Consider the following 20,241-nt stretch of genomic DNA (forward strand, 5'->3'; position numbering starts at 1 on the left):
TACTATTTTTAATTATTCGATTCAACAGAATGAAATTTAAGCTCGACTTAAAGTGTCCTCTGCAGCAATTAGCATATTTAATTATTAATTAAGGAGTAAATATGAATAGCTTTAAATACATAAACGAAGAGACATTTGAACAGAATTTCAAGAGATGGAAAGAGGTTTTGGGAAGCAGGATAATGCATCAGTGTGAAGATTCAGCCTATTTATCTTTTAGGAGAGAATGGATTGATTTTATAAAACCAGCAACACCTAACATACCCTATATATCCTTTAATCATGCACCAGTTTTAAGTATTGATTCAAATAGGATTGATTGTCCAGATGGAGATTTTCAAGTTCTTGAATACGATGAAAATAATAATGAGGTTTACTCAGATATTAGAGTAGTTGTTAGAAATGGATTATTTGATCTCACTTCTGCTTTAAAGGCACATAAAGAATTAATTGATAGAGGCATCATACATGAGAGGTACTCTTACTTTGAGGGCATGAATTATATTGAAGGAAAGGGAGCCTTAGAGATAAGATATGGTAGTTAAAAGTTAAGACTATTTAGAGGATCTATTTAAATATATTATTTGTTAACTAAATAAATCCTCTTCGTCTTTTATTCTTCTTATCGAAATATCAAGATATTCTTTTTCTAGGTCAATTCCTTTGTAACTTCTTTTAAGTCTTTTTGCTATAACACCTGTAGTGCCGCTGCCATGAAAAGGATCAAGAACAGCATCACCTTCATTTGATGCAGCAAGCAAGATTCTTTCAAGTAACTTTTCGGGTTTCTGTGTGGGGTGTTTTCCATGTCTTTTCTCTTGTTTTGATGGCGCCATAAGCTTCCATACGTCCTTCATTTGTTTGCCCTCATTTATCTCTTTCATCAGAGGATAATTGAAAATATGTTTTGATTTTTCGTTCTTTGCAGCCCAAATTATTTGTTCCGTAGAATGAGTAAAGTATCTACAACTAAGGTTAGGAGGAGGATTAGGTTTTTCCCAAGTAATAACGTTTAAAATTTTTAAACCCAAGGCTTTCATAGTATTTCCTACCGAATAAATATTATGATGTGTACCACTTACCCAAATAGAGCCATTATCTTTTAAAATTCTTTGACACTCAGATAGCCAAATCTTATTAAATGTCTCGATTTCTTTATATGTATCAATTTTGTCCCAATCGCCTTTATTAACTTTTACCATCTTGCCTGCTTGGCAGGTTATTCCATCGTTTGATAAGAAATACGGAGGGTCTGAAAATATTAAGTCAATTGAGGTATCATTTATTTCCTTTAGAAGTTCAAGGCTGTCGCCTTGGAAAAGTTCAATATTGGAATCAGAGAAATAAGGTTTCACATTTGTATTTTAATCTAAAAAAAAATTTATTTTAGATTAATCATTCCACCATCAACTGAAATAACCTGGCCGGTCATCCAATTTTTGTGAGCATCAAGTAAGTAATCTACAGATTTTGCTATTTGAGAAGGTGTACCAATTTGCTTCATAGGATTTCTCTCTTTGCTAGCTTCAACCAATCTTTCAGTTTTTAGTAAATTTTCAGCCATTGGTGTATCTGCAAGGCTTGGAGCTATTACATTAAATGATATTTTTGCTCCGGCATACTCTGCAGCCATAGAACGAGCATATGCCTCTAATGCCGCTTTAGCAGGCGAAATACTTGCGTGAAAAGGCAAACCAAGACTAGCTGCGACTGTAGATATAAAAACAACACTTGCACCCTCGGCCTCCTTCAATTTTCCAATGAGCTTTTTAACAACTTTTACAGCTCCAAGAAAATTTATATCCAAGTCATTCTGAAAGTCATTTTCTTTTAACATTGTGAAGGGTTTTAGATTGATAGTGCCAGGAAAATAAACAAGCCCATTTATATTATCCAGATCATCTAGTTCAGACAAATCACCTGAGATATCAAGATTGTTATTTGATCTAGAAAAACATATAAATTCTCTTTCGGAGTTTTCCTGAAGTGCTTTAGCTATTGCTGAGCTTGAACCTATTATGACTACCTTAGACATACTTTATATTTAAGACTGATTTTTTTATTATAAAGGTATGCCTGAATACGCATTTAGTGAATGGGAAAATATAAGAAGGGGTGTTTTAAAGCACTATCCTGATAAACAGCTAGTGTTGATAAATGATTTGATAGTTGTTCACGGCAATTACAGAACTACTCCAAGTAAAGTTTTTTCTGTCTTTGAACCAGAATTTAAATATTTCACTTTTAAAATTAAGACACCTCTAGGAAAAAGGTACAAAAAATATGATAGAGGGGGATATGATATTGAGAAAATTTCAATACCCGCAACTCAACTTAACCATATTTGCAAAGAAATGAGAGATAAAAAACTAAAATTTGTTGTTTTAGATAGAGATGATGAAACAGGCACTAACCATGGTAAGAGAAAAGTTATTAGAACTGACGAAAGTGACAATCCTGAAGATGCTAATCGATATTGATTTATTTAATTAAAGATCCATCATTAAAAATAAGTTCATTTACCTCTTCAGTAATGAATGGGGCAAAAGGGTGCATTAAAATAAGAATTTTCTTGAGCATAGGATGTAAGTTGTCTGTTTCTCCTGAAGTCTTACATTCTTCAATGTATTTATCGCAAAACTTCCCCCAAAAAAATTCATAAACTTCGTTCATTGCAAAATCCAGACGATATTCTTCAATATTTTTTGTAATTTGTTTACTAACATCATTAAACTCCTTCTCTATCCATTTATCGGCATCAGTTTTAGCCTCAAATTTATCCTGCACTTTTGAATAATTATTGATAAATCTTGCTGCGTTCCATATCTTATTGCAAAAATTTCTATAGCCTTTGAGCCTACCTAATTCAAAGCTGATATCTCTGGTGTGAGTAGCTAGAGAGAAAAAAGTCATTCGAACTGCGTCAGTGCCATAGGATTCGATGCCATTTGGAAATTGTTTTCTGGTTTTTCTTTCAATCTTTTCTGCTAATCCCTCCTGCATCAAATTAGAGGTTCTTTTTTTAAGCAAATCATCAAGCTCAATGCCATAAATTAAATCAAGAGGGTCAATAATATTTCCTTTTGATTTAGACATTTTTTGACCATTTTCATCTCTAATTAGTCCAGTTACATAGACATTTTTAAAGGGAATTTGTCCAGTGAATTCTAAACTCATCATCATCATTCTTGCTACCCAAAAAAAGATAATATCAAACCCAGTAACTAGCAAAGATGTAGGAAAGTGAGTTTTAAAAGTTGTTGTTTCTTGCGGCCAGCCAAGAGAGCCAAAAGGCCATAATGACGATGAAAACCAAGTATCTAGGACATCTTCATCCTGAGTAAGTTTCCTGTTATCGAGTTTGTAAAATTCTCTAAGTTCTTTCTCATCATAACCTACATAAACATTACCCTCATCGTCGTGCCATGCAGGTATCCTATGTCCCCACCAAATTTGTCTGCTGATACACCAATCTTGAATATTATCCATCCAGTTGAAGTATGTTTTAATCCAATTTTCAGGATGGAAAATCACTTCTTTATTATTAACAGCTTCATTTGCTTTGGCAGCCATCTCTTTTGTTTTTACGTACCATTGATAACTTAATCTAGGTTCAATAACCATATTTGATCTTTCACCACGTGGCACACTAATCATGTGCTTTTCTTCTTTAGCTAGGAGATTATATTCTTTTAGTTTTTCTAGAACGACTTTCCTTACCTTAAACCTATCCAGATTCGCAAAATCTTTCGGTACCTCATTATTCGTAAAAGCCTCATCGGTGAATATATTTATTGGTTCAAATTTTTCAGTATCTTCAGAGGTCTCAACAGTATCGGATACCTGATGAAGAGCATATTTTTTTCCAATCTCATAATCATTAAAATCATGTCCTGGTGTAATTTTTAAACAACCGGTTCCAAACTCCATATCAACATAATCATCACCAAGAATTGGAATTTTTCTGCCAACAAAAGGAAGCTCAACATACTTTCCAATAAGTTTTTGATAACGCTTGTCTTTGGGATTTACAGCAACAGCCATATCCCCAAACATTGTTTCAGGTCTTGTTGTAGCTACGGTTACTCTTTCTGAGGAGCCAACAAGAGGATAATCAATATGCCAAATTACACCCTCTTTTTCTTGCCTTACAACTTCAAGATCGGAAACTGCAGTCTTGAGAATTGGGTCCCAGTTTACTAACCTATATCCTCTATATATCTTCCCAGATCTATATAATTCTACAAAAGCTTTGTTTACCGTTTCACAAAATTCATCATCAAATGTGAATCTGTATTTATCCCACTCAACAGTGCAGCCAAGTCGCTTAATTTGTGAAGTAATTTTATCTTCAGAAAAATCTTTCCACTTCCAAATTTCTTCTAAAAACTTCTCTCGTCCTAAATCATTTTTAGTTTTTCCTTCATTTGCTAAATTATTTTCAACAACCATTTGGGTTGCAATGCCAGCATGATCCGACCCTACTTGCCAATATGAATCCGTTCCCTTCATATGGTGATATCTGGTATAGAAATCCATAATGGCATACTGAAAACTATGCCCCATATGCAAGGTGCCTGTTACATTGGGTGGTGGGATGACTTGTGAAAAGCTGTTTTTATGGTTGGTTTTATCCAGTCTTCTCTCTGACCAAATCTTTGACCATTTTTCTTCAATTTCTAAAGGATAATACTTCGCTTCCACTAAATTTTCTCGTGCTTAACCTCTATGTTAGCCTTTTGAAGTTTTGAATAAAGCTCTCTAGAAGTTTTAAGAATACTATTATCACCTTCAGTGGTATATATGAAAGCTGAAAGAAAATTGTCTTCAGTTAAATTTATTTCTGAACTTAATATATGTGCAGCGTCAAATGACTTATCTCCAATCTCCCCATTTACTTGAACATTTTTATTATAGAGAAATTCAAGATTATTAGTCTCATGAAATTTTTTTCTTTTTAAATCTTCAAATTTAGCTAATAGATTTTTATCGAGATTCAAAAAAACTTTATTTCCTATTTGAAAATTCGAATGAATGTTCTCCAACATAAAATCAAGTGCTTCAGATGTATCTGAAAAACCTGAAAAAAAAGTTGCTTGCATTAAAAATTACTTTTTACGTACTCAAACAGTAAGCCTACAGGAACACCTGTTGAGCCTTTAGCTTTTCCTTCTCCAATATCAGCGACACCGGCTATATCAATGTGCGCCCATCTATAATCTTTTGTAAATCTAGATAAGAAACATGCTCCTTCGATTGTTCCAGCTGCTCTTCCTGGAGCGATATTAGCAATATCAGCAAAGTTTGAATCTAAATATGTTTGATACTCATCCCACATAGGTAATTGCCAAGCCTTTTCACCAGTAGTTTGTCCAGCTTCAAGTATCTCATCAACTAGCTTTTGGTCGTTACCCATAACACCAGCAGCGACTGAACCCAATGCTACAACTACCGCACCAGTGAGGGTTGCAGTATTAATGACAACTTTAGGATCATATTTTCCAACGTAGGTTAAAGCATCAGAGAGCACTAGTCTGCCTTCGGCATCGGTATTTAGAATCTCTACAGTTTGCCCTGACATGCTTGTGACGACATCACCAGGTTTTGTAGCTTTACTTCCTGGCATATTCTCTGAAAGTGCAACTGTGCAAACTAAATTTACTGGAAGTTTTGATTTAGCAACTGCACACATTGTTCCAATTACAGATCCTGCACCAGACATATCCCATTTCATTTCATCCATTTTTTGTGGTGGTTTTAAGCTGATACCCCCAGTATCAAATGTGACACCTTTTCCTACTAGAACAATTGGCTTAGCTCCTTTTTTACCGCCTTTGTACTGCATAGTTACCAATTTAGCTGGTTCAATACTGCCTCTTGAAACTGACAGTAAACAACCCATGCCAAGTTTTTTCATATCTTTTTCTTCTAATATTTCAACTGAAAAGCCACCAATATCTTTAGCTAGACCCTTTACGGCGTTTGCAATGTAAGCAGGAGTTGCATGATTTGCTGGTCTATCTCCTAAGTTTCTTGCAGTATTAGCCCCAGAGCCTACATTATATCCAAGTTCAACAACTCTTTTTTGTGCTGCACTGGCACTTTCTACGGCTAGCGAAACATTTTTAAGAATTAATTCTTTTTTGGTATTTGGATTTGTATCTGTGTACCTATAGCTAGCTTTTTCAGCAGTTTTAGCTAAATCAAAAAGGAAATTATCATCTTTAGAAAGGTGACTGGTATCAGCATAAATTACGGCATTCTCTACAGCGTATTTGTCAAGATTTGCAAATAGGCCCTTCATCCAAGCGTATTTTTTGTACTCAGATTTATTTTTACTGAAGTCTCTTAATACTAAAAAATCTCCTTTAAGTCCTGTTAGTTCTTTGCTCAAAAAAAGCGATGATCTTTTTTCATCTGCAAAAAAGTTTGAAACTTTTTTCTTGAGATCTTTGTCAAATAATTCAGAACTTTTAAACCCACTCTTTGAATAGAATGTTAATGCAAACTGATTTTTATCAACTTCTGAATACTTTTTTAGCTTTACGCTGTCTAGTGCTTTATAGAATTTCATTTTTTCTCCTTTTTGATATTCTTAAGAGGTGATTATTTCACGCTACATCCGTAATGAAATTATAGTAAACATTTGCTGGATTTCTCTAGTACTTTTTGGATTAGTTTTATTTTCGCGGTTTAATATTTTCCTGGGTCAAGCCCAAGTGGGGAAGATATCCTCAGAAATTATCTTCATTGTTCTTGCATTATTTTCACCTGAATTATTAAGTATTATTTTTCCAATCAGTGTATTTTTAGGTATAGGTTTTGTCCTGACTCCAATTTACAAGAGTAGATATGCTGTTCTAGAAGCAAGTTCTTTTTCAGTTGGCAAGCTTTTATATGGTCAAACATTTCTTCTATTGAGTATTTTCTTCTTTTCGCTATTTCTTAGTCTTTGGCTCTCTCCATACGCTAAAAATGAAGGCCAGAAATTAATAGATGTAGACAATAATTTTGCTGCAAAGATTGCAGAGCCTAAGGGGCTAGTACAAATTCAAAAAAATAAATTTAATGTGTTCGGAACTAAATCTGAAAATGGATACAAAGATCTTATATTTATTAATTCTGATGATGTTGAAAAGTTTATGTATGGTCGTTCTGGTTATGTTGATCAACAAAACTTAGTACTAGAGGATGGATTTCTTTACGATAATGAAAATAAAGCAATATCGCGCTTTAATAAGGCTAATGTGCCTCTTCGAACTTCAACTGATGACGATTATATAGGCATAGTTGAGCTATTTAGTAATATTAATGCAGAGAATTTGAGTGAATTATTTAGCAGATTAACTATTCCAATCTTTTGCTTATTTTCTGCAATTTTTTCACTGATTTTTTCTACTTTTAGTAATTTTTTAGGCAGAGAAAAATGTTATTTGATCTTGGCTCTTATAAATATTTTGTACCTAATGTTTGTTTTATCCTCTCTGGGTACTTTTTCCACATCCCTTATTTCAATATTTTTTGATTATTTCACAGTTCACATTGTCTATTTATTATTGCTTTCATCATTATTTTTTAAAAAAACAAAAAGGTTTCTAGGTTATGAAGGTTTATAGATACATTTTTTTCAAAGCACTTCTTTCAGTTTTAGGCGTGACTTTAATAATCAGTTTGATCGATATATCTTTTAACTTTTTTTCTCAAATAGAAGATATTAGCAGCTCATATTCTTTTAGTGATGCGCTTGTTTTCGTATTCATGAGTCAACCATTTAGAACTAGAGAATTTTTATATTTATGTATAGTTGTAGGATTATTAGCAACTTTTATTGACCAAAGGTTTTTGAGGTCAATTAATGTTCTGAGACAGGCAGGGTTAAAAAAATTTAATTTAGCTTTGTTACTATTTTTTCCTCTAGCCTTAATAAATTTTTCAACATTTGAATTTCTAGTGCCAGATTTAACTAAGGATGCATTTGAATTTCGGAAGTCTAAGGTTGAATCAAGCAGCAAAGAGCCTCCTATAGTTGTTGAAATTAAGGGAGATATCCAAAACGGATTTCAAATAGTTTCAGAGAAAGTCCATGTAAAGTTTGGCGCCGATGGATCTGTTAAAAATGATAGCCAAGAAACTGAAAATTTTAAAAATTTAAATTTTAATACAAACTTAAAGTATCTAACTTTTTCCGAATTATATGCGAGCACCAATACTGCATTTGAAAATTTTAATCTAGTGGTTAAGACTGAACTATTAAGACGTAGTCTTAATTTTATTTCTTATTTTTTTATTTTTTTAATAGGTTTAGAAATTCTTTTTTCATTTAATAAGGCTCTAAATGCAAACAGGATTTTTGTTTACGGTTTTGGAGCTTGTTTATTTTATTCATTTATCGAAAAAATGATCGTAGATTCAATTGATGTGTTTTCTTTACCATACCTTATTCAAGCCTTTCCAATTTTGCTTATTCCAGTTTATATATTGCTAAGAAGAAGATATTTTTTTAGCTAATCGAATCCGCAAGATTCTATCAGCAAGACATTTTTTATCCTTATCAAAAAGAATCCAAATGAAATTAATTGGAATTGTTAAGAAGGATAACGAAAACCTCTTTAAAGAATCAAATATTGAAAGAGGAGTTCCACTATCATTTTCTAAATAGTGATTCCAGGTTGCCATTCCAAGTGTAGTTCTGCCATTTGACCAAAAATAAACGTAATAAAAAATAGTAGTAGCGAGTATTACTAGAATTCCCAAAGGTGTATTTGCATAATCATCATTTCCTGAGAAAAATCTGAAAATAAATAAAACTAAAAATGCATTCAAAAACCAAAAAGAAACTACCAGAAATGAATCATAGGTAAACGACATTAGTCTTGAAAAAAGGCTGGCTTTGGTAAAGTTTTTATTCATTTTATGTTAACGTAGGCAATCATAACTTATGAATCAGGCTCTGCAAAATACAGGTACTTTTTTAGGTCATCCAAAAGGTCTTTTTATATGTTTTCTAACTGAGATGTGGGAGCGTTTTTCCTACTATGGAATGCGCGCACTGCTTATTCTTTACCTCACAAAACATTGGGAGTTTACTGATTCAACCAGTTACTTAATTTATGCTGCTTACACATCATTGGTTTACATTACTCCGGTGCTTGGAGGTATGCTGGCAGATCAAATTTTAGGTTCAAAAAAAGCTGTAACTTTTGGTGCGATACTTCTAGTGTTTGGTCATTTAGGTATGGCTATTGAAAATAGTGAGCAAATATTTTATTTGTCTTTAGCTTTAATAGTTTCAGGTGTTGGTTATCTGAAACCTAATATTTCAACAATGGTCGGTGCCTTGTATGAAGAGGGAGATTCTAGGAGAGATTCTGGCTTTACAATTTTTTACATGGGAATAAATATTGGTGCTTTTACAGCCACTCTTTTGTGTGGTTATTTAGGTGAAGAAATAGGATGGGCTTACGGTTTTGGTGCTGCTGGCATTGGAATGCTTTTTGGCTTAATTATATTTCTTTGGGGGCAGAAATATCTTGCTGGTCTAGCAGAACCACCAACAAATAAATATAGAGAAACTTTTTATCTAGGCGGCCTTGCTGCAGGAACATATGAAATTTGGGCATATATTGCCGGGGTAGCTATGGTCCTTGTGACTTGGTTTTTAGTTCAAAACTCTGCAATTGTAGGTACATTGTTAGGAGGATTTGGAGCACTTTTCATAGGTGCTTGGTTGCTTTATGCATTATTTAGATGCGAACAAGAAGAGAGAGATAGATTGATTGTGGTGGGCATATTGATATTATTCTCTTTGATTTTTTGGGCTCTTTTTGAACAAGCTGGCTCATCACTAAATATTCTTACAGATAGGGGTGTTGATAGAGTAATTTTTGGTTGGGAAGTTCCAGCTTCAATGTTCCAATCTCTTAATGCCGGTTTTATTTTTACAATAGCTCCTCTTTTTGCATTTTTATGGATTGCACTTGCGAAAAGAAATATTGAGCCCTCAACACCAGTCAAATTCTCTATAGGAATCTTTTTTGTTGGATTAGGTTTTCTTGCGCTTGTTTATGGAATGGAATCTTCAGATGGATTGCAGACTGGCATTATCTGGATAGTTTTAATTTATTTGCTGCACACACTTGGAGAATTATGTCTATCACCTGTTGGCCTATCATCAGTAACCAAACTTTCCCCACAAAGAATTGTCGGATTCATGATGGGTATGTGGTTTTTTGCTTCTGCTGCAGGAAATTTTGTTGCAGGTGAAATTGCTAAAGCAACGGCAACAGACGTTTCAGGTGCTTCAGCAGATGTGTACGATCTAGTGCAAAAACAATCCTTTATTGATGTTTATACAAATGTTGGTCTAATGGCCGTTGGAGTTGCTTTTGTATTACTTCTTTTATCTCCGCTTCTAAATTCAAGATCACACGGAATAAAGTAGTTTAGTTAGAAGAATTTATCTTTAGAAAGAACTCTAATTTATTATCCTCACTTTCTTCAGAAGTTTTCATAAAGACAACATCTAAATCAGAATCAATATCAAGATCTATAAAAACGCTCTGTTGATTTTGAAATGGTAGATTTTCAATTCCCAGTTCTAAATCATCAAAGGCTTTAAATTCAAAAACTGTATTTCCCTCATCATCCTGAGATTGTTGTTTTTCAAGGATAATAAAGTTTGCAGAATTAGCACCAAAGTTGTTAAAGGTCAGAATGATATCCCCACCATCGAGATCTTGATCATAGTCTGCTATTAGAAGGTTTTTATTGATATTCGAACTACCACTTCTTGTAAAACTTACATCAGTTCTGTTATCGAAGATATTTACTTCTCCTGTTTCAAAATGTGCAAGTGTATTTGTATTTGAAAGGTTAAATAAATCCAATGGCTTTTCATCTCCAATCACAAACATGTCTGGGTTTACATCATTATCAAAATTGATTGTAGTTATTTCTTTCGCAAGAATTTGATTTTGATATACAGTAGTGCCATCCCAACTACTTAAACCGCTTGTTCTTGGAACAGTAACAAAAACACCCTGATTATTTGCATCGTATCCAGAGAGCACTAAATCTTGGTTAGCATTATTATCAAAATCGAACACTGTTAGAGAACTTAGTGTTAAGTCCTTCACATTTGTATTATCGTATTCTATAGCTTCGAAGCTAGGACCATCCGCTGCTCCAGCAACAATCCAGTATTCAGACGTATCACCAAGAATATAGAAATCAGGAACTCCATCAGCACTCCTGTCAATTTTGCCCATCAATCTAATTTTTGTGCTATTTAAATCAAAATTTGTTTCGTTAGCAATTAAATCAAAATTTTGTGAAAGTCCAACAAGTTCAGCTCCAGATAAAATACAAAGTTGATGTGTTCTATCTGAACTCAAAGAATCGTTGGAACCAATCAAGACATCCCAAAAAGTGTCATTATTTATGTCAGCTGAGATCATTTGTGCTGAAGCTTGACATCCCTCTATTAAAAGTTCCTCTATATATGGAGCTGGCCCGCCGATAACCTGAAAATATTTCGTACTCTTAAAGCTTGAGTCATTTTTATCTTTAAATTCAACAGCAAATAATGCATCGCCATTAAAATCTCCATTGAAATCACCTCTCGTGACACTGCTTATACTTGCTTTTTCTGAAGCTGGAAATGAAATGCTTAAATTAGGTTCTGATTGTGCTGCATATATAAAGTGCTCCTTTACAGATTTGCTTACATCTACTGCAACCCCTCTATTGATAAATTCGTTATTTCTTCTGCACTCCATTAAGAAATTAAAAATACCTCTTCTTTTTATGGCAAAACTTTCTGTTCCACTTAGAGCTTTTTCTCCACTCCAGTACCCTTCGCCATAACATTGGCTTCCGTTTGATTCCCAAGAAACGCTGAATTCTTCGTTGTAGGTTACTTCACCAGAGGATATAGAAATATCTAAGTAAAGTTCTTCTAGCTCATCCTGTTGTACTCCACAAGAAGTAAGAAGAATTGATGTTATTAAGAATTTTAATAGTTTACTTTTCATTAAATGAGTACATTCTATAACAAACTCTAGCTCTTTACCTTACCGTTCAAGTTTAATAGTGTTTGTTCGTAAATTTTAGTTAGTTTATTTAATTCTTTCTTTTCAATTTTTTCATCTATTTTGTGAATTGTTTCAAATTTAGGTCCTATTTCAACAATTTCAGCATCTGTTTCTGCTACAAATCTCCCATCTGAGGTTCCTCCACTACAACTTATTTTTGGCTTTTTGCCCATGACATTTTTTACTGCCTCACTAACTGAATCAGCGAGTTGATTCGGATTTGAATAAAATGGTTTAGCGTTAGAATCAAAATTTATTTCATACTTGATTTTGTTTTCCTCTAAATAATTAACAATAGTTTTTTGAATTTTTTCATAGCTTGTTTTGGGATTATGACGAATATTGATTTTTAAATTGAGTTCACCTGGAACAACATTATGTGTACCTAAACCCCCATGCATGTCAGCAACTTGCAAGGAAGTTGCAGGAAAATATTCATCTCCTGAATCCCACTCGATTGAGTTAAGGAAATCAACTAATTTTGCAGCCTTATGGATAGGATTATCTACCTTATCTGGGTAAGCTGAGTGGCCTTGTTTACCTAAAATTTTTAAATCAATATTTACAGAGCCTCTCCTACCAACTCTTATATTATCTGCAGTATTTTCAATAGAGGAGGGCTCACCAACAATACAGTAGTCAAAACTTTGTCCTCTATTTACTAATTCTTTTATAACCATCTTTGTCCCATTTTTGGCTGGACCTTCTTCATCAGATGTTAGTAATACTGCTAAGGAGTATTTGAGCTTTTCTAGATCAGTATTTTTGATAGCAGCAAGAAAAGCAGCAACTCCTCCTTTCATATCACAAGCTCCTCTACCATGAATAAATTTTTCATCTTCTACCGCTGCAAAAGGATCATGAGTCCATAATTTTTCTGGTCCAGTTGGTACAACATCAACATGTCCTAAAAAAAATAGCAATGGACCTCCATTGTCATATACGCTCCAAATATTATCTACGTCTTCGAAAGGCATGAATTCGTTTTGAAATCCTAATTTCTCTAAGTAATCAGCAGTAAACTTTAAACATCCACCATCAGAGGGAGTAATTGATTTTCTTGAAATCAATTCTTTGGCTAATTCTATTTCTAACATTAGTTATTATCGTGAAGCGTTTTATTCAATTTAAATTTTTTTTTATTTGATTTTGCGCAAACCTTTCCTGTCATTGAATCTCTAAAATATAAGATGTTATTTTTTCCACTAAGTTCAATAGCTTTTACAATTTTTTCTTCTTCTACTAAAGTAATTTTCATCCCTGAGGTGATATAGAGTCCGGCTTCAACAATACAATCATCTCCAAGGGAAATACCAATTCCTGCATTGGCACCAAGAAGACATCTTTGGCCAATTGAAATTTTTTCTTCGTTTCCACCTGAAAGCGTGCCCATGGTTGAAGAGCCACCCCCTAGATCGGAGTCTTTACCAACAAACACCCCAGATGATATCCTGCCTTCAATCATATTTGGGCCCTCAGTACCAGCATTAAAATTTATGAATCCTTCATGCATTACTGTTGTGCCTGCACCAAGATATGCTCCTAATCTGACTCGTGATGTATCAGCTATTCTGACATTCTCCGGCATTACATGATCTGTCATTCTTGGAAATTTATCTATTGAGTCGATCATTCTGAATCCATCTTTTATTCTATGAGCAATTCCCTCAATCCACATAAGATTTGGTAAAACCTCAAATATATTTTCTAAATTAAGTTCATTTGGTTTGTATAAGCGCCAAGAAAGTAAGTGCAATTTCAAATAAGCTGTTGGAATATCCTCTATAGGTGCATCCTGAATAAAATGTACCTCGAGATTAGTGCTCCATTTTTCCTCTTTATTTTTATCTGGCACCTCATCAAAAGTGAAAGAGTTATTTTTTTCCATTGATTTAGAGAGCCCCTCTTTGGAGAAATAAATTTGAAGAAAACCTTCAGAATCCATCAATGCTTGTCCAGATGCTTTTATGGGTAATTTCATTATTTTTCTTCTTCTCTTAAAGTAAGAATTTCATAACCATGTTTAGTTATAGCAATTGTATGTTCCCACTGTGCTGACAATTTTCCATCTTCAGTTACTACCGTCCATCCATCTTTCAACAATTTTGTTTTATGAGAGCCTAAATTAATCATTGGTTCAATTGTAAAAACCATACCTTCTTCAAGCTTTATGCCTTCTCCTTTATTTCCAAAATGAGTAATTTGAGGGTCTTCGTGATAAATCTTACCAATTCCGTGACCGCAGTAATTTTTAACAACAGAGTAGTGGTTTTTCTCTGCATGTGTCTGAATGGCGTATCCAATATCTCCAGTGAAAGCCCCAGGTTTACATACTTCTATTCCTTTAAACATACATTCTCTCGTAATGTCTACAAGTCTCTTTACATGTGGCTGTGACCTGCCAATTAAAAACATTTTTGAAGTGTCACCATGCCAGCCATCGACTATGACGGTAATATCAATATTGACAATATCTCCGTCTTTGAGAATCTCTTTATCGGATGGAATTCCATGACAAATGACGTCATTTATTGAAGTACAAAGTGTTTTGGGATAATCGTTATATCCAACATTTGCAGGAATGCATTTTAATTCTTCTGTTATATATTTATATGCAACATTATCTATTTCTTCAGTACTAATACCTACTTGCACAAAATCTTCTAAATACTCCAAAACTTTTGCGGCATAATTGCCAGCAATTTTCATTTTTTCAATGTCATTTTTACTTTTTAGAGAAATAGACATACCTGATATTCTAATTGAACTATAAATTATCTAATAACTTTTCTATAGTATCTGATAGCAAGATGAACTTTCCAGCTAAACTCCTTCTAGAAGATGAAACAATTTTCGAAGGAGAAGGCTTTGGATGCGAAACATTAGGTGTTGGAGAAGTAGTATTCAATACCGCAATGACAGGTTACCAAGAAATAATTACCGACCCATCTTACGATGGTCAAATGATCACTTTCACTTACCCTCACATAGGTAATACGGGAATTAACTCTGTAGATTACGAGTCTAAAAAGATTTTTGCTCGTGGATTAATTGTCAGAGACTTTTGCACCTTCCCAAGCAATTGGCGATCTGAACAAAGTTTAGATGATTACCTTAAATTAAATAAAACTATATGTATCTCAAATATTGATACTAGGTTTTTAACAAAAAAAATTAGAGATGAGGGTTGTAAGGTAGGTGTAATATACCCATCAGAAAAAATAACTGATAAAGAAGCTATGATACAAATCAAAGACTTCGGCTCAATTTCTGATAAGAATCTTATAAAAAATGTAGCGACGAATTCAAAATTTATTATTGGGGAGAAAAAAAATAAGTCGCAGAAGAGAATTGCTGCAGTAGATTTTGGAGTAAAAGAAAATATTCTTAGAATTTTTAAAGATATGGGAGCAGTAATAGAAGTTTTTCCTCCTGACTGCACTGCTGAAGAGGTTTTAAATTCAAAACCTGATGGAATATTCTTTTCTAATGGGCCAGGAGATCCAGAGGTTTTATCTCATGCTGTATCTCAAATAAAGCTTTTAATGGAAAAAAATATTCCAATGTTTGGAATATGTCTTGGACATCAATTAATGTCCCTTGCGTATGGCTTAAAAATTATGAAAATGCCATTCGGACATCACGGTGCTAATCATCCGGTACATGACTTAGAGACTAACGAGGTCTTTATCACATCCCAAAACCATAATTTTGCTGTAAAGGAGCCAATTAATAATGACAGTATCAAAATCACACATAAGTCACTATTTGATAATACTATTCAAGGATTAGCTCACAAAGAAAAACCATTTTATTCAATTCAATGTCATCCTGAAGCAAGTCCTGGACCAAAAGAATTTGAAGTGCTATTTAAAAAATTTTTTAAGGAAATGAATGCCTAAAAGAGATGATATTAAGACAATATTGATCGTAGGCTCGGGCCCAATAATAATTGGTCAGGCTTGTGAGTTCGATTATTCAGGAACTCAAGCGTGTAAGGCACTTCGTGAACATGGTTATAGGGTTGTTTTGGTTAATTCTAATCCTGCAACAATTATGACTGATCCTGAGATTGCTGATGCAACGTATATAGAGCCTGTTAACTGGAAAACTTTAGAAAAAATAATTGCCAAAGAAAAGCCTGATGCAATATTGCCTACCATGGGAGGACAAACAGGATTAAATGTTTCTTTAGATCTTGCTACCAAAGGAATATTAAAAAAATATTCAGTTGAAATGATAGGGGCTAATCAAGATGCTATTGATAACGCTGAGGATAGAGAAAAATTTGATACTTGCATGAAAGAACTTGGGTTGGAAACACCAAAATCAGGATTTGCACATTCTATGGAAGATGCATGGAAAATACAAAAAGAGATTGGATTGCCATGTGTTATTAGGCCTTCTTTTACTCTTGGTGGAACAGGAGGAGGAATAGCATATAACTTTAAGGAATTTGAAGAAATTTGTTTGAATGGTTTAAAGCTTTCTCCAACCAATGAACTTTTAATAGACGAATCTCTAGTCGGTTGGAAAGAATTTGAGATGGAAGTTGTAAGGGATAAAAATGATAACTGCATAATCGTTTGCTCTATAGAAAATATTGACCCAATGGGAGTACATACTGGAGATTCAATTACAGTTGCGCCCGCTCAAACTCTTACAGATAAAGAGTACCAAAAAATGAGAGATGCATCGTTTAAGATTTTAAGAAAAATAGGAGTTGAAACTGGTGGTTCAAATGTTCAATTCGCGATAAATCCAGAAGATGGTCGAATGGTTGTTATTGAAATGAACCCAAGGGTTAGTCGTTCATCAGCATTGGCCTCAAAAGCTACAGGTTTTCCTATTGCAAAAATAGCAGCTCTTTTAGCTGTTGGTTACACCTTGGATGAACTAAAAAATGATATTACAAATGGTAAAACCCCAGCATCATTTGAACCCTCAATTGACTACGTTGTAACAAAAATACCAAGATTTAATTTTGAAAAATTTCCAGAAACAGACCCTAGACTTACAACGCAGATGAAGTCCGTTGGAGAGGTAATGGCAATTGGTAGAAATTTCCAAGAGTCATTTCAAAAAGCTATAAGGTCTATGGAAAACGGTCTTATGGGTTTAGAAACTGTTCTTAAGGATACAGAGGGAAATGGATCCTTAAAGCTAGAGTTAACAACACCTGGGGAGAGAAGGCTGTGGTACATTGCTGATGCTTTCAGAAGAGGCTGGAAAATGGAAGAAATATTTGAATCATGTGGTGTTGACCCATGGTTTTTATATCAGATAAAAGATTTAGTTCTTGATGAAGCAAAATTAAAAGCAAGCAAAATTGAAGAACTGAATAAAAAAGAGTTATTGAGACTCAAAAGAAAAGGTTTTTCTGATAAAAGAATAGCGGATTTATTAAATGTTGATGAGGTAGAAATAAGAGACTTAAGGACAGCTCATAAAGTTCATCCGACTTTTAAAAGAGTTGATTCATGTGCTGCAGAATTTGAAAGCTCAACAAACTATCTATATTCAACTTATGATTTCGAGAATGAATCTATTGAATCAAAAAATAAGAAAATAATAGTTTTAGGAAGCGGCCCTAATCGTATTGGACAAGGCATTGAATTTGATTATTGCTGTGTACAAGCTGCGTTAGCTTTCAGAGAAGAGGGTATAGAAACAATAATGATTAATTCAAATCCTGAGACTGTGTCAACAGATTTTGATGTATCAGATAAATTGTACTTCGAACCTATAGTAAGTGAGGACGTTCTAGAAATTATTAGACATGAAAAACCTGAGGGAGTTGTGGTTCAATTTGGGGGCCAAACACCTCTTAAACTCACAGATGAGTTGCAAAAAAATGGTATAAAGATTTTAGGCACTCCTCCAGAATCAATAGATATTGCTGAGAATAGAGAAAAATTTAAAGCTTTTTTGTCAGACTTTAATTTTTTACAACCTGAAAATGCTGCTGCTAAAAATGAATCTGAGGTTTTCAAATCAGTAGAAAATCTTGGCTATCCAGTCATAGTGAGGCCTTCCTATGTTTTAGGGGGAAGAGCAATGGAACTTATAGCTACAGAAAATGATTTGAGAAATTACCTTAAAACCATGGTTGAAATTTCTTCTGAAAATCCTTTGCTAATTGAAAAGTTTCTAGATGATGCTCTTGAATTAGATATCGATGTTGTATGCGATGGTGAAAAGGTTTTAGTTGGTGGAATACTGCAACATATCGAAGAGGCTGGTATTCACTCTGGGGATTCAGCTTGTTCTTTCCCTCCTTATAGTGTGGGTGATGACCAATTACAGATTTTAAAAAAAGAAATTAAAGCTATTGCAAGAAAGTTAAATGTTGTGGGCCTCATGAACGCTCAGGTCGCAATTAAGAATAATAACCTTTACATGATTGAGGTGAATCCAAGAGCTTCAAGAACAATTCCATTTTTATCAAAGTGTATAGGTATTTCTCTAGCAAAAATTGCTTCAAAGGTTATAGCTGGTAAGTCATTAAAAGACCTAGGTATTACTGCTGAAATTCTACCAACAAGTTATGCAGTAAAGGCACCAGTCTTTCCATTTAATAAATTTAGAAAAGTTGATCCTATTCTTGGGCCTGAAATGAAATCAACTGGAGAAGTAATGGGAAGAGGTAAAACTTTTGGAGAAGCATTTGGAAAATCAATGATGGGAGCTGGACAGTTAATTCCCTCCGAGGGTAATGTTTTTATAAGTGTAAAAGACGAAGATAAATCACAACTAAAAACACTTTGTACAAAACTAAAAGGTCTAGGTTTCAAATTTATTGCAACAAAAGGAACAGGATCGAAAATGAAAGAAGATGGTTTTGAAGTTAAAATAATAAATAAGGTTATGGAAGGAAGGCCGCACATTGTCGATGCAATTTTAAATAATGAAGTGTCTATGGTTATTAATACAACTGAGGGTCGACAATCTATAAAAGATTCCTACTCGATACGAAGATCTGCTTTAGAACATAGTGTTTTTCTCACAACAACAATTTCAGGAGGTTTTGCAATAGTTGAGTCGCTAGAACAAGGGGAGAAAGTTTGGTCATATGATGCTCTTCAAAATTCATAGCTATGGATAAGAAACCTATTACTCCCGAGGGTCATAAAAGGCTTAAGGATGAGCTTGATTACATTAAGAATATTAAACGTCAAGACATCATAGACGCAATTTCAGAAGCAAGAGCTCATGGAGATTTAAAAGAAAATGCTGAGTATCATGCTGCTAGGGAGGAACAAGGTTTGAATGAGGCAAGAATTAGAGAAATTGAAGAGGCTTTATCTCTATCAACAGTAATTGAGTACAAAGATTTAGGGAATGAAAACATAGTAAAGTTTGGCAGTCTGGTAACAATACTTGATCTAGATTCATCCGAGAAAAAAACATATCAAATTGTAGGTGAGTTTGAAGCTGATATTGATAACAATACTATTTCAATTACAACACCAATTGGCAAAGCTCTGCTTAAGAAAGAGGCTGGAGATGTAGTCGAAGTTGATACACCTAGTGGATTAAAAGAATTTGAAATACTTGAAATCAAAGTAAGTTGAAAGATTTTTCAGATAATTGGGCAGAAAAAGCCAAAAAACTTGGCTATAGATCAAGAGCAAGCTTCAAGCTTGACCAAATTGAAAACAAGTACAAAATTATTTCCAGATCAGATTTAATTTTTGAACTTGGCTCAGCGCCAGGAGGATGGTCGCAAATAATATCTAAGCATATGAAAAAGGAATCAAAATGTTTTTCTTTTGACCTTCTTTCAATGAGTGAGGTAAAAAATATTTCCTTTTTTCAAAAAGATATAACTTCGAGTGAATTTAACTCACTGGCTAAAAATTATTTTAACGAAGTTGATTTAGTTCTGAGTGATATGTCTGTAAATTTATCTGGAATTAGTATAAAAGATGAAGAAGAGAATAAAGAATTGAACTATTCCACCATTAATCTATCAAAAAAGTTACTAAAAAAACGAGGAAATTTATTAATTAAGACTTTTAATAATAGGAATCTTCCTGAAATAAAAAGTCTTTTTAAGGGTCTATTTAATAAAGTTATAGCAGAAAAACCACCTGCTTCAAAAACTTCTTCGAAAGAGGTTTATTTGTTAGGATTAGACCTTAAATAA

Annotated in this window: 18 protein-coding genes and 1 pseudogene; 9 read left to right on the plus strand and 10 right to left on the minus strand. The window is 33.7% G+C overall.

What is annotated here, in order from left to right; translation table 11 throughout:
* Positions 1-101 precede the first annotated feature (101 nt).
* Complete coding sequence (locus M9B42_01225; GenBank protein URQ64471.1) at positions 102-545, plus strand: hypothetical protein; 444 nt, start codon at positions 102-104, stop codon at positions 543-545.
* A 42-nt stretch (positions 546-587) separates the two neighbouring features.
* On the opposite strand, the gene M9B42_01230 is transcribed toward M9B42_01225, so the two are convergent.
* Together M9B42_01230 and M9B42_01235 are read right to left on the minus strand one after the other, a co-directional pair.
* A complete protein-coding gene (locus tag M9B42_01230) occupies positions 588-1,355 on the minus strand; it encodes a site-specific DNA-methyltransferase (GenBank protein URQ64472.1) in 768 nt (255 codons plus the stop codon).
* Positions 1,356-1,381: 26 nt separating this feature from the next.
* Positions 1,382-2,035, minus strand: coding sequence for an SDR family oxidoreductase (locus M9B42_01235; protein ID URQ64473.1), 654 nt, complete (start codon positions 2,033-2,035; stop codon positions 1,382-1,384).
* A 37-nt stretch (positions 2,036-2,072) separates the two neighbouring features.
* Here M9B42_01235 and M9B42_01240 point away from each other — a divergent pair, with 37 nt between their 5' ends.
* Positions 2,073-2,480: a hypothetical protein gene (locus M9B42_01240; GenBank protein ID URQ64474.1), complete on the plus strand. Its 408-nt coding sequence runs from the start codon at positions 2,073-2,075 to the stop codon at positions 2,478-2,480.
* Between the two features lies 1 nt (position 2,481).
* Here the strand turns inward: M9B42_01240 and M9B42_01245 are convergent, their stop codons facing one another.
* Genes M9B42_01245 through M9B42_01255 form a run of 3 tightly spaced genes read right to left on the minus strand, consistent with a single transcriptional unit; the run spans position 2,482 to position 6,574 of the window.
* A complete protein-coding gene (locus M9B42_01245; protein URQ64475.1) occupies positions 2,482-4,704 on the minus strand; it encodes a valine--tRNA ligase in 2,223 nt (740 codons plus the stop codon).
* Positions 4,704-5,102 carry a hypothetical protein gene (locus tag M9B42_01250; protein URQ64476.1) on the minus strand — a complete coding sequence of 133 codons (399 nt, stop codon included), beginning with the start codon at positions 5,100-5,102 and terminating at the stop codon, positions 4,704-4,706. The genes M9B42_01245 and M9B42_01250 overlap by 1 nt, the downstream gene beginning before the upstream one ends.
* Positions 5,102-6,574 carry a leucyl aminopeptidase gene (locus M9B42_01255; protein URQ64477.1) on the minus strand — a complete coding sequence of 491 codons (1,473 nt, stop codon included), beginning with the start codon at positions 6,572-6,574 and terminating at the stop codon, positions 5,102-5,104. Before M9B42_01255 ends, M9B42_01250 begins: the two co-directional genes overlap by 1 nt.
* Positions 6,575-6,602: 28 nt before the next feature.
* On the opposite strand from M9B42_01255, the gene M9B42_01260 reads away from it, so the two are divergent.
* On the plus strand, positions 6,603-7,616 hold the full coding sequence (locus tag M9B42_01260; protein ID URQ64478.1) for an LptF/LptG family permease: 1,014 nt from the start codon (positions 6,603-6,605) through the stop codon (positions 7,614-7,616).
* Positions 7,603-8,508: a hypothetical protein gene (locus M9B42_01265; GenBank protein ID URQ64479.1), complete on the plus strand. Its 906-nt coding sequence runs from the start codon at positions 7,603-7,605 to the stop codon at positions 8,506-8,508. Before M9B42_01260 ends, M9B42_01265 begins: the two co-directional genes overlap by 14 nt.
* Here the strand turns inward: M9B42_01265 and M9B42_01270 are convergent.
* Entirely contained in the window at positions 8,482-8,910 is a 429-nt protein-coding gene (locus M9B42_01270; GenBank protein ID URQ64480.1) for an RDD family protein, read from the minus strand. The genes M9B42_01265 and M9B42_01270 overlap by 27 nt on opposite strands.
* Before the next feature lie 28 nt (positions 8,911-8,938).
* On the opposite strand from M9B42_01270, the gene M9B42_01275 reads away from it, so the two are divergent.
* Complete coding sequence (locus M9B42_01275) at positions 8,939-10,441, plus strand: peptide MFS transporter (protein URQ64481.1); 1,503 nt, start codon at positions 8,939-8,941, stop codon at positions 10,439-10,441.
* A gap of 1 nt (position 10,442) precedes the next feature.
* Here M9B42_01275 and M9B42_01280 read toward each other — a convergent pair whose 3' ends face one another.
* The 4 genes and pseudogenes from M9B42_01280 to map form a co-directional block, all read right to left on the minus strand.
* Positions 10,443-12,032, minus strand: a complete 1,590-nt coding sequence (locus M9B42_01280; protein ID URQ64482.1) for a hypothetical protein — start codon at positions 12,030-12,032, stop codon at positions 10,443-10,445.
* A gap of 26 nt (positions 12,033-12,058) precedes the next feature.
* Entirely contained in the window at positions 12,059-13,189 is a 1,131-nt protein-coding gene (dapE, locus tag M9B42_01285) for a succinyl-diaminopimelate desuccinylase (GenBank protein ID URQ64483.1), read from the minus strand.
* A pseudogene (locus tag M9B42_01290) lies at positions 13,189-13,890 on the minus strand (2,3,4,5-tetrahydropyridine-2,6-carboxylate N-succinyltransferase). Before M9B42_01290 ends, dapE begins: the two are co-directional and overlap by 1 nt.
* 182 nt (positions 13,891-14,072) lie before the next feature.
* Positions 14,073-14,840 carry a type I methionyl aminopeptidase gene (map, locus tag M9B42_01295; protein ID URQ64484.1) on the minus strand — a complete coding sequence of 256 codons (768 nt, stop codon included), beginning with the start codon at positions 14,838-14,840 and terminating at the stop codon, positions 14,073-14,075.
* Positions 14,841-14,902: 62 nt separating this feature from the next.
* Between map and carA the strand changes: the two genes are divergently transcribed.
* From carA to M9B42_01315, 4 genes are read left to right on the plus strand one after another with little or no spacing between them, the layout of a single operon-like run.
* The gene (gene carA / locus M9B42_01300; protein URQ64485.1) at positions 14,903-15,994 is read left to right on the plus strand and encodes a glutamine-hydrolyzing carbamoyl-phosphate synthase small subunit; all 1,092 of its coding nucleotides are present in this window, start codon (positions 14,903-14,905) and stop codon (positions 15,992-15,994) included.
* Positions 15,987-19,187 carry a carbamoyl-phosphate synthase large subunit gene (gene carB / locus M9B42_01305; protein URQ64486.1) on the plus strand — a complete coding sequence of 1,067 codons (3,201 nt, stop codon included), beginning with the start codon at positions 15,987-15,989 and terminating at the stop codon, positions 19,185-19,187. Before carA ends, carB begins: the two co-directional genes overlap by 8 nt.
* Positions 19,184-19,666 carry a transcription elongation factor GreA gene (gene greA / locus M9B42_01310; protein URQ64784.1) on the plus strand — a complete coding sequence of 161 codons (483 nt, stop codon included), beginning with the start codon at positions 19,184-19,186 and terminating at the stop codon, positions 19,664-19,666. The genes carB and greA overlap by 4 nt, the downstream gene beginning before the upstream one ends.
* Positions 19,663-20,241 (plus strand): RlmE family RNA methyltransferase, encoded by a 579-nt coding sequence (locus tag M9B42_01315; GenBank protein ID URQ64487.1) that lies wholly within the window; start codon positions 19,663-19,665, stop codon positions 20,239-20,241. The genes greA and M9B42_01315 overlap by 4 nt, the downstream gene beginning before the upstream one ends.

This window comes from SAR86 cluster bacterium, from assembly GCA_023703535.1.
In the GTDB taxonomy this organism is placed as follows: Bacteria; Pseudomonadota; Gammaproteobacteria; order Magnimaribacterales; family TMED112; genus TMED112.

Bases quoted from the DNA above. Each gene is read 5' to 3' on its own strand.
- M9B42_01240 (URQ64474.1), top strand. From the start codon at position 2,073: ATGCCTGAATACGCATTTAGTGAATGGGAAAATATAAGAAGGGGTGTT.
- M9B42_01270 (URQ64480.1), bottom strand. From the start codon at position 8,910: ATGAATAAAAACTTTACCAAAGCCAGCCTTTTTTCAAGACTAATGTCG.
- carA (URQ64485.1), top strand. From the start codon at position 14,903: ATGAACTTTCCAGCTAAACTCCTTCTAGAAGATGAAACAATTTTCGAA.
- M9B42_01250 (URQ64476.1), bottom strand. From the start codon at position 5,102: ATGCAAGCAACTTTTTTTTCAGGTTTTTCAGATACATCTGAAGCACTT.
- M9B42_01235 (URQ64473.1), bottom strand. From the start codon at position 2,035: ATGTCTAAGGTAGTCATAATAGGTTCAAGCTCAGCAATAGCTAAAGCA.
- M9B42_01225 (URQ64471.1), top strand. From the start codon at position 102: ATGAATAGCTTTAAATACATAAACGAAGAGACATTTGAACAGAATTTC.
- M9B42_01280 (URQ64482.1), bottom strand. From the start codon at position 12,032: ATGAAAAGTAAACTATTAAAATTCTTAATAACATCAATTCTTCTTACT.
- M9B42_01275 (URQ64481.1), top strand. From the start codon at position 8,939: ATGAATCAGGCTCTGCAAAATACAGGTACTTTTTTAGGTCATCCAAAA.
- M9B42_01265 (URQ64479.1), top strand. From the start codon at position 7,603: ATGAAGGTTTATAGATACATTTTTTTCAAAGCACTTCTTTCAGTTTTA.
- carB (URQ64486.1), top strand. From the start codon at position 15,987: ATGCCTAAAAGAGATGATATTAAGACAATATTGATCGTAGGCTCGGGC.
- dapE (URQ64483.1), bottom strand. From the start codon at position 13,189: ATGTTAGAAATAGAATTAGCCAAAGAATTGATTTCAAGAAAATCAATT.
- M9B42_01255 (URQ64477.1), bottom strand. From the start codon at position 6,574: ATGAAATTCTATAAAGCACTAGACAGCGTAAAGCTAAAAAAGTATTCA.
- map (URQ64484.1), bottom strand. From the start codon at position 14,840: ATGTCTATTTCTCTAAAAAGTAAAAATGACATTGAAAAAATGAAAATT.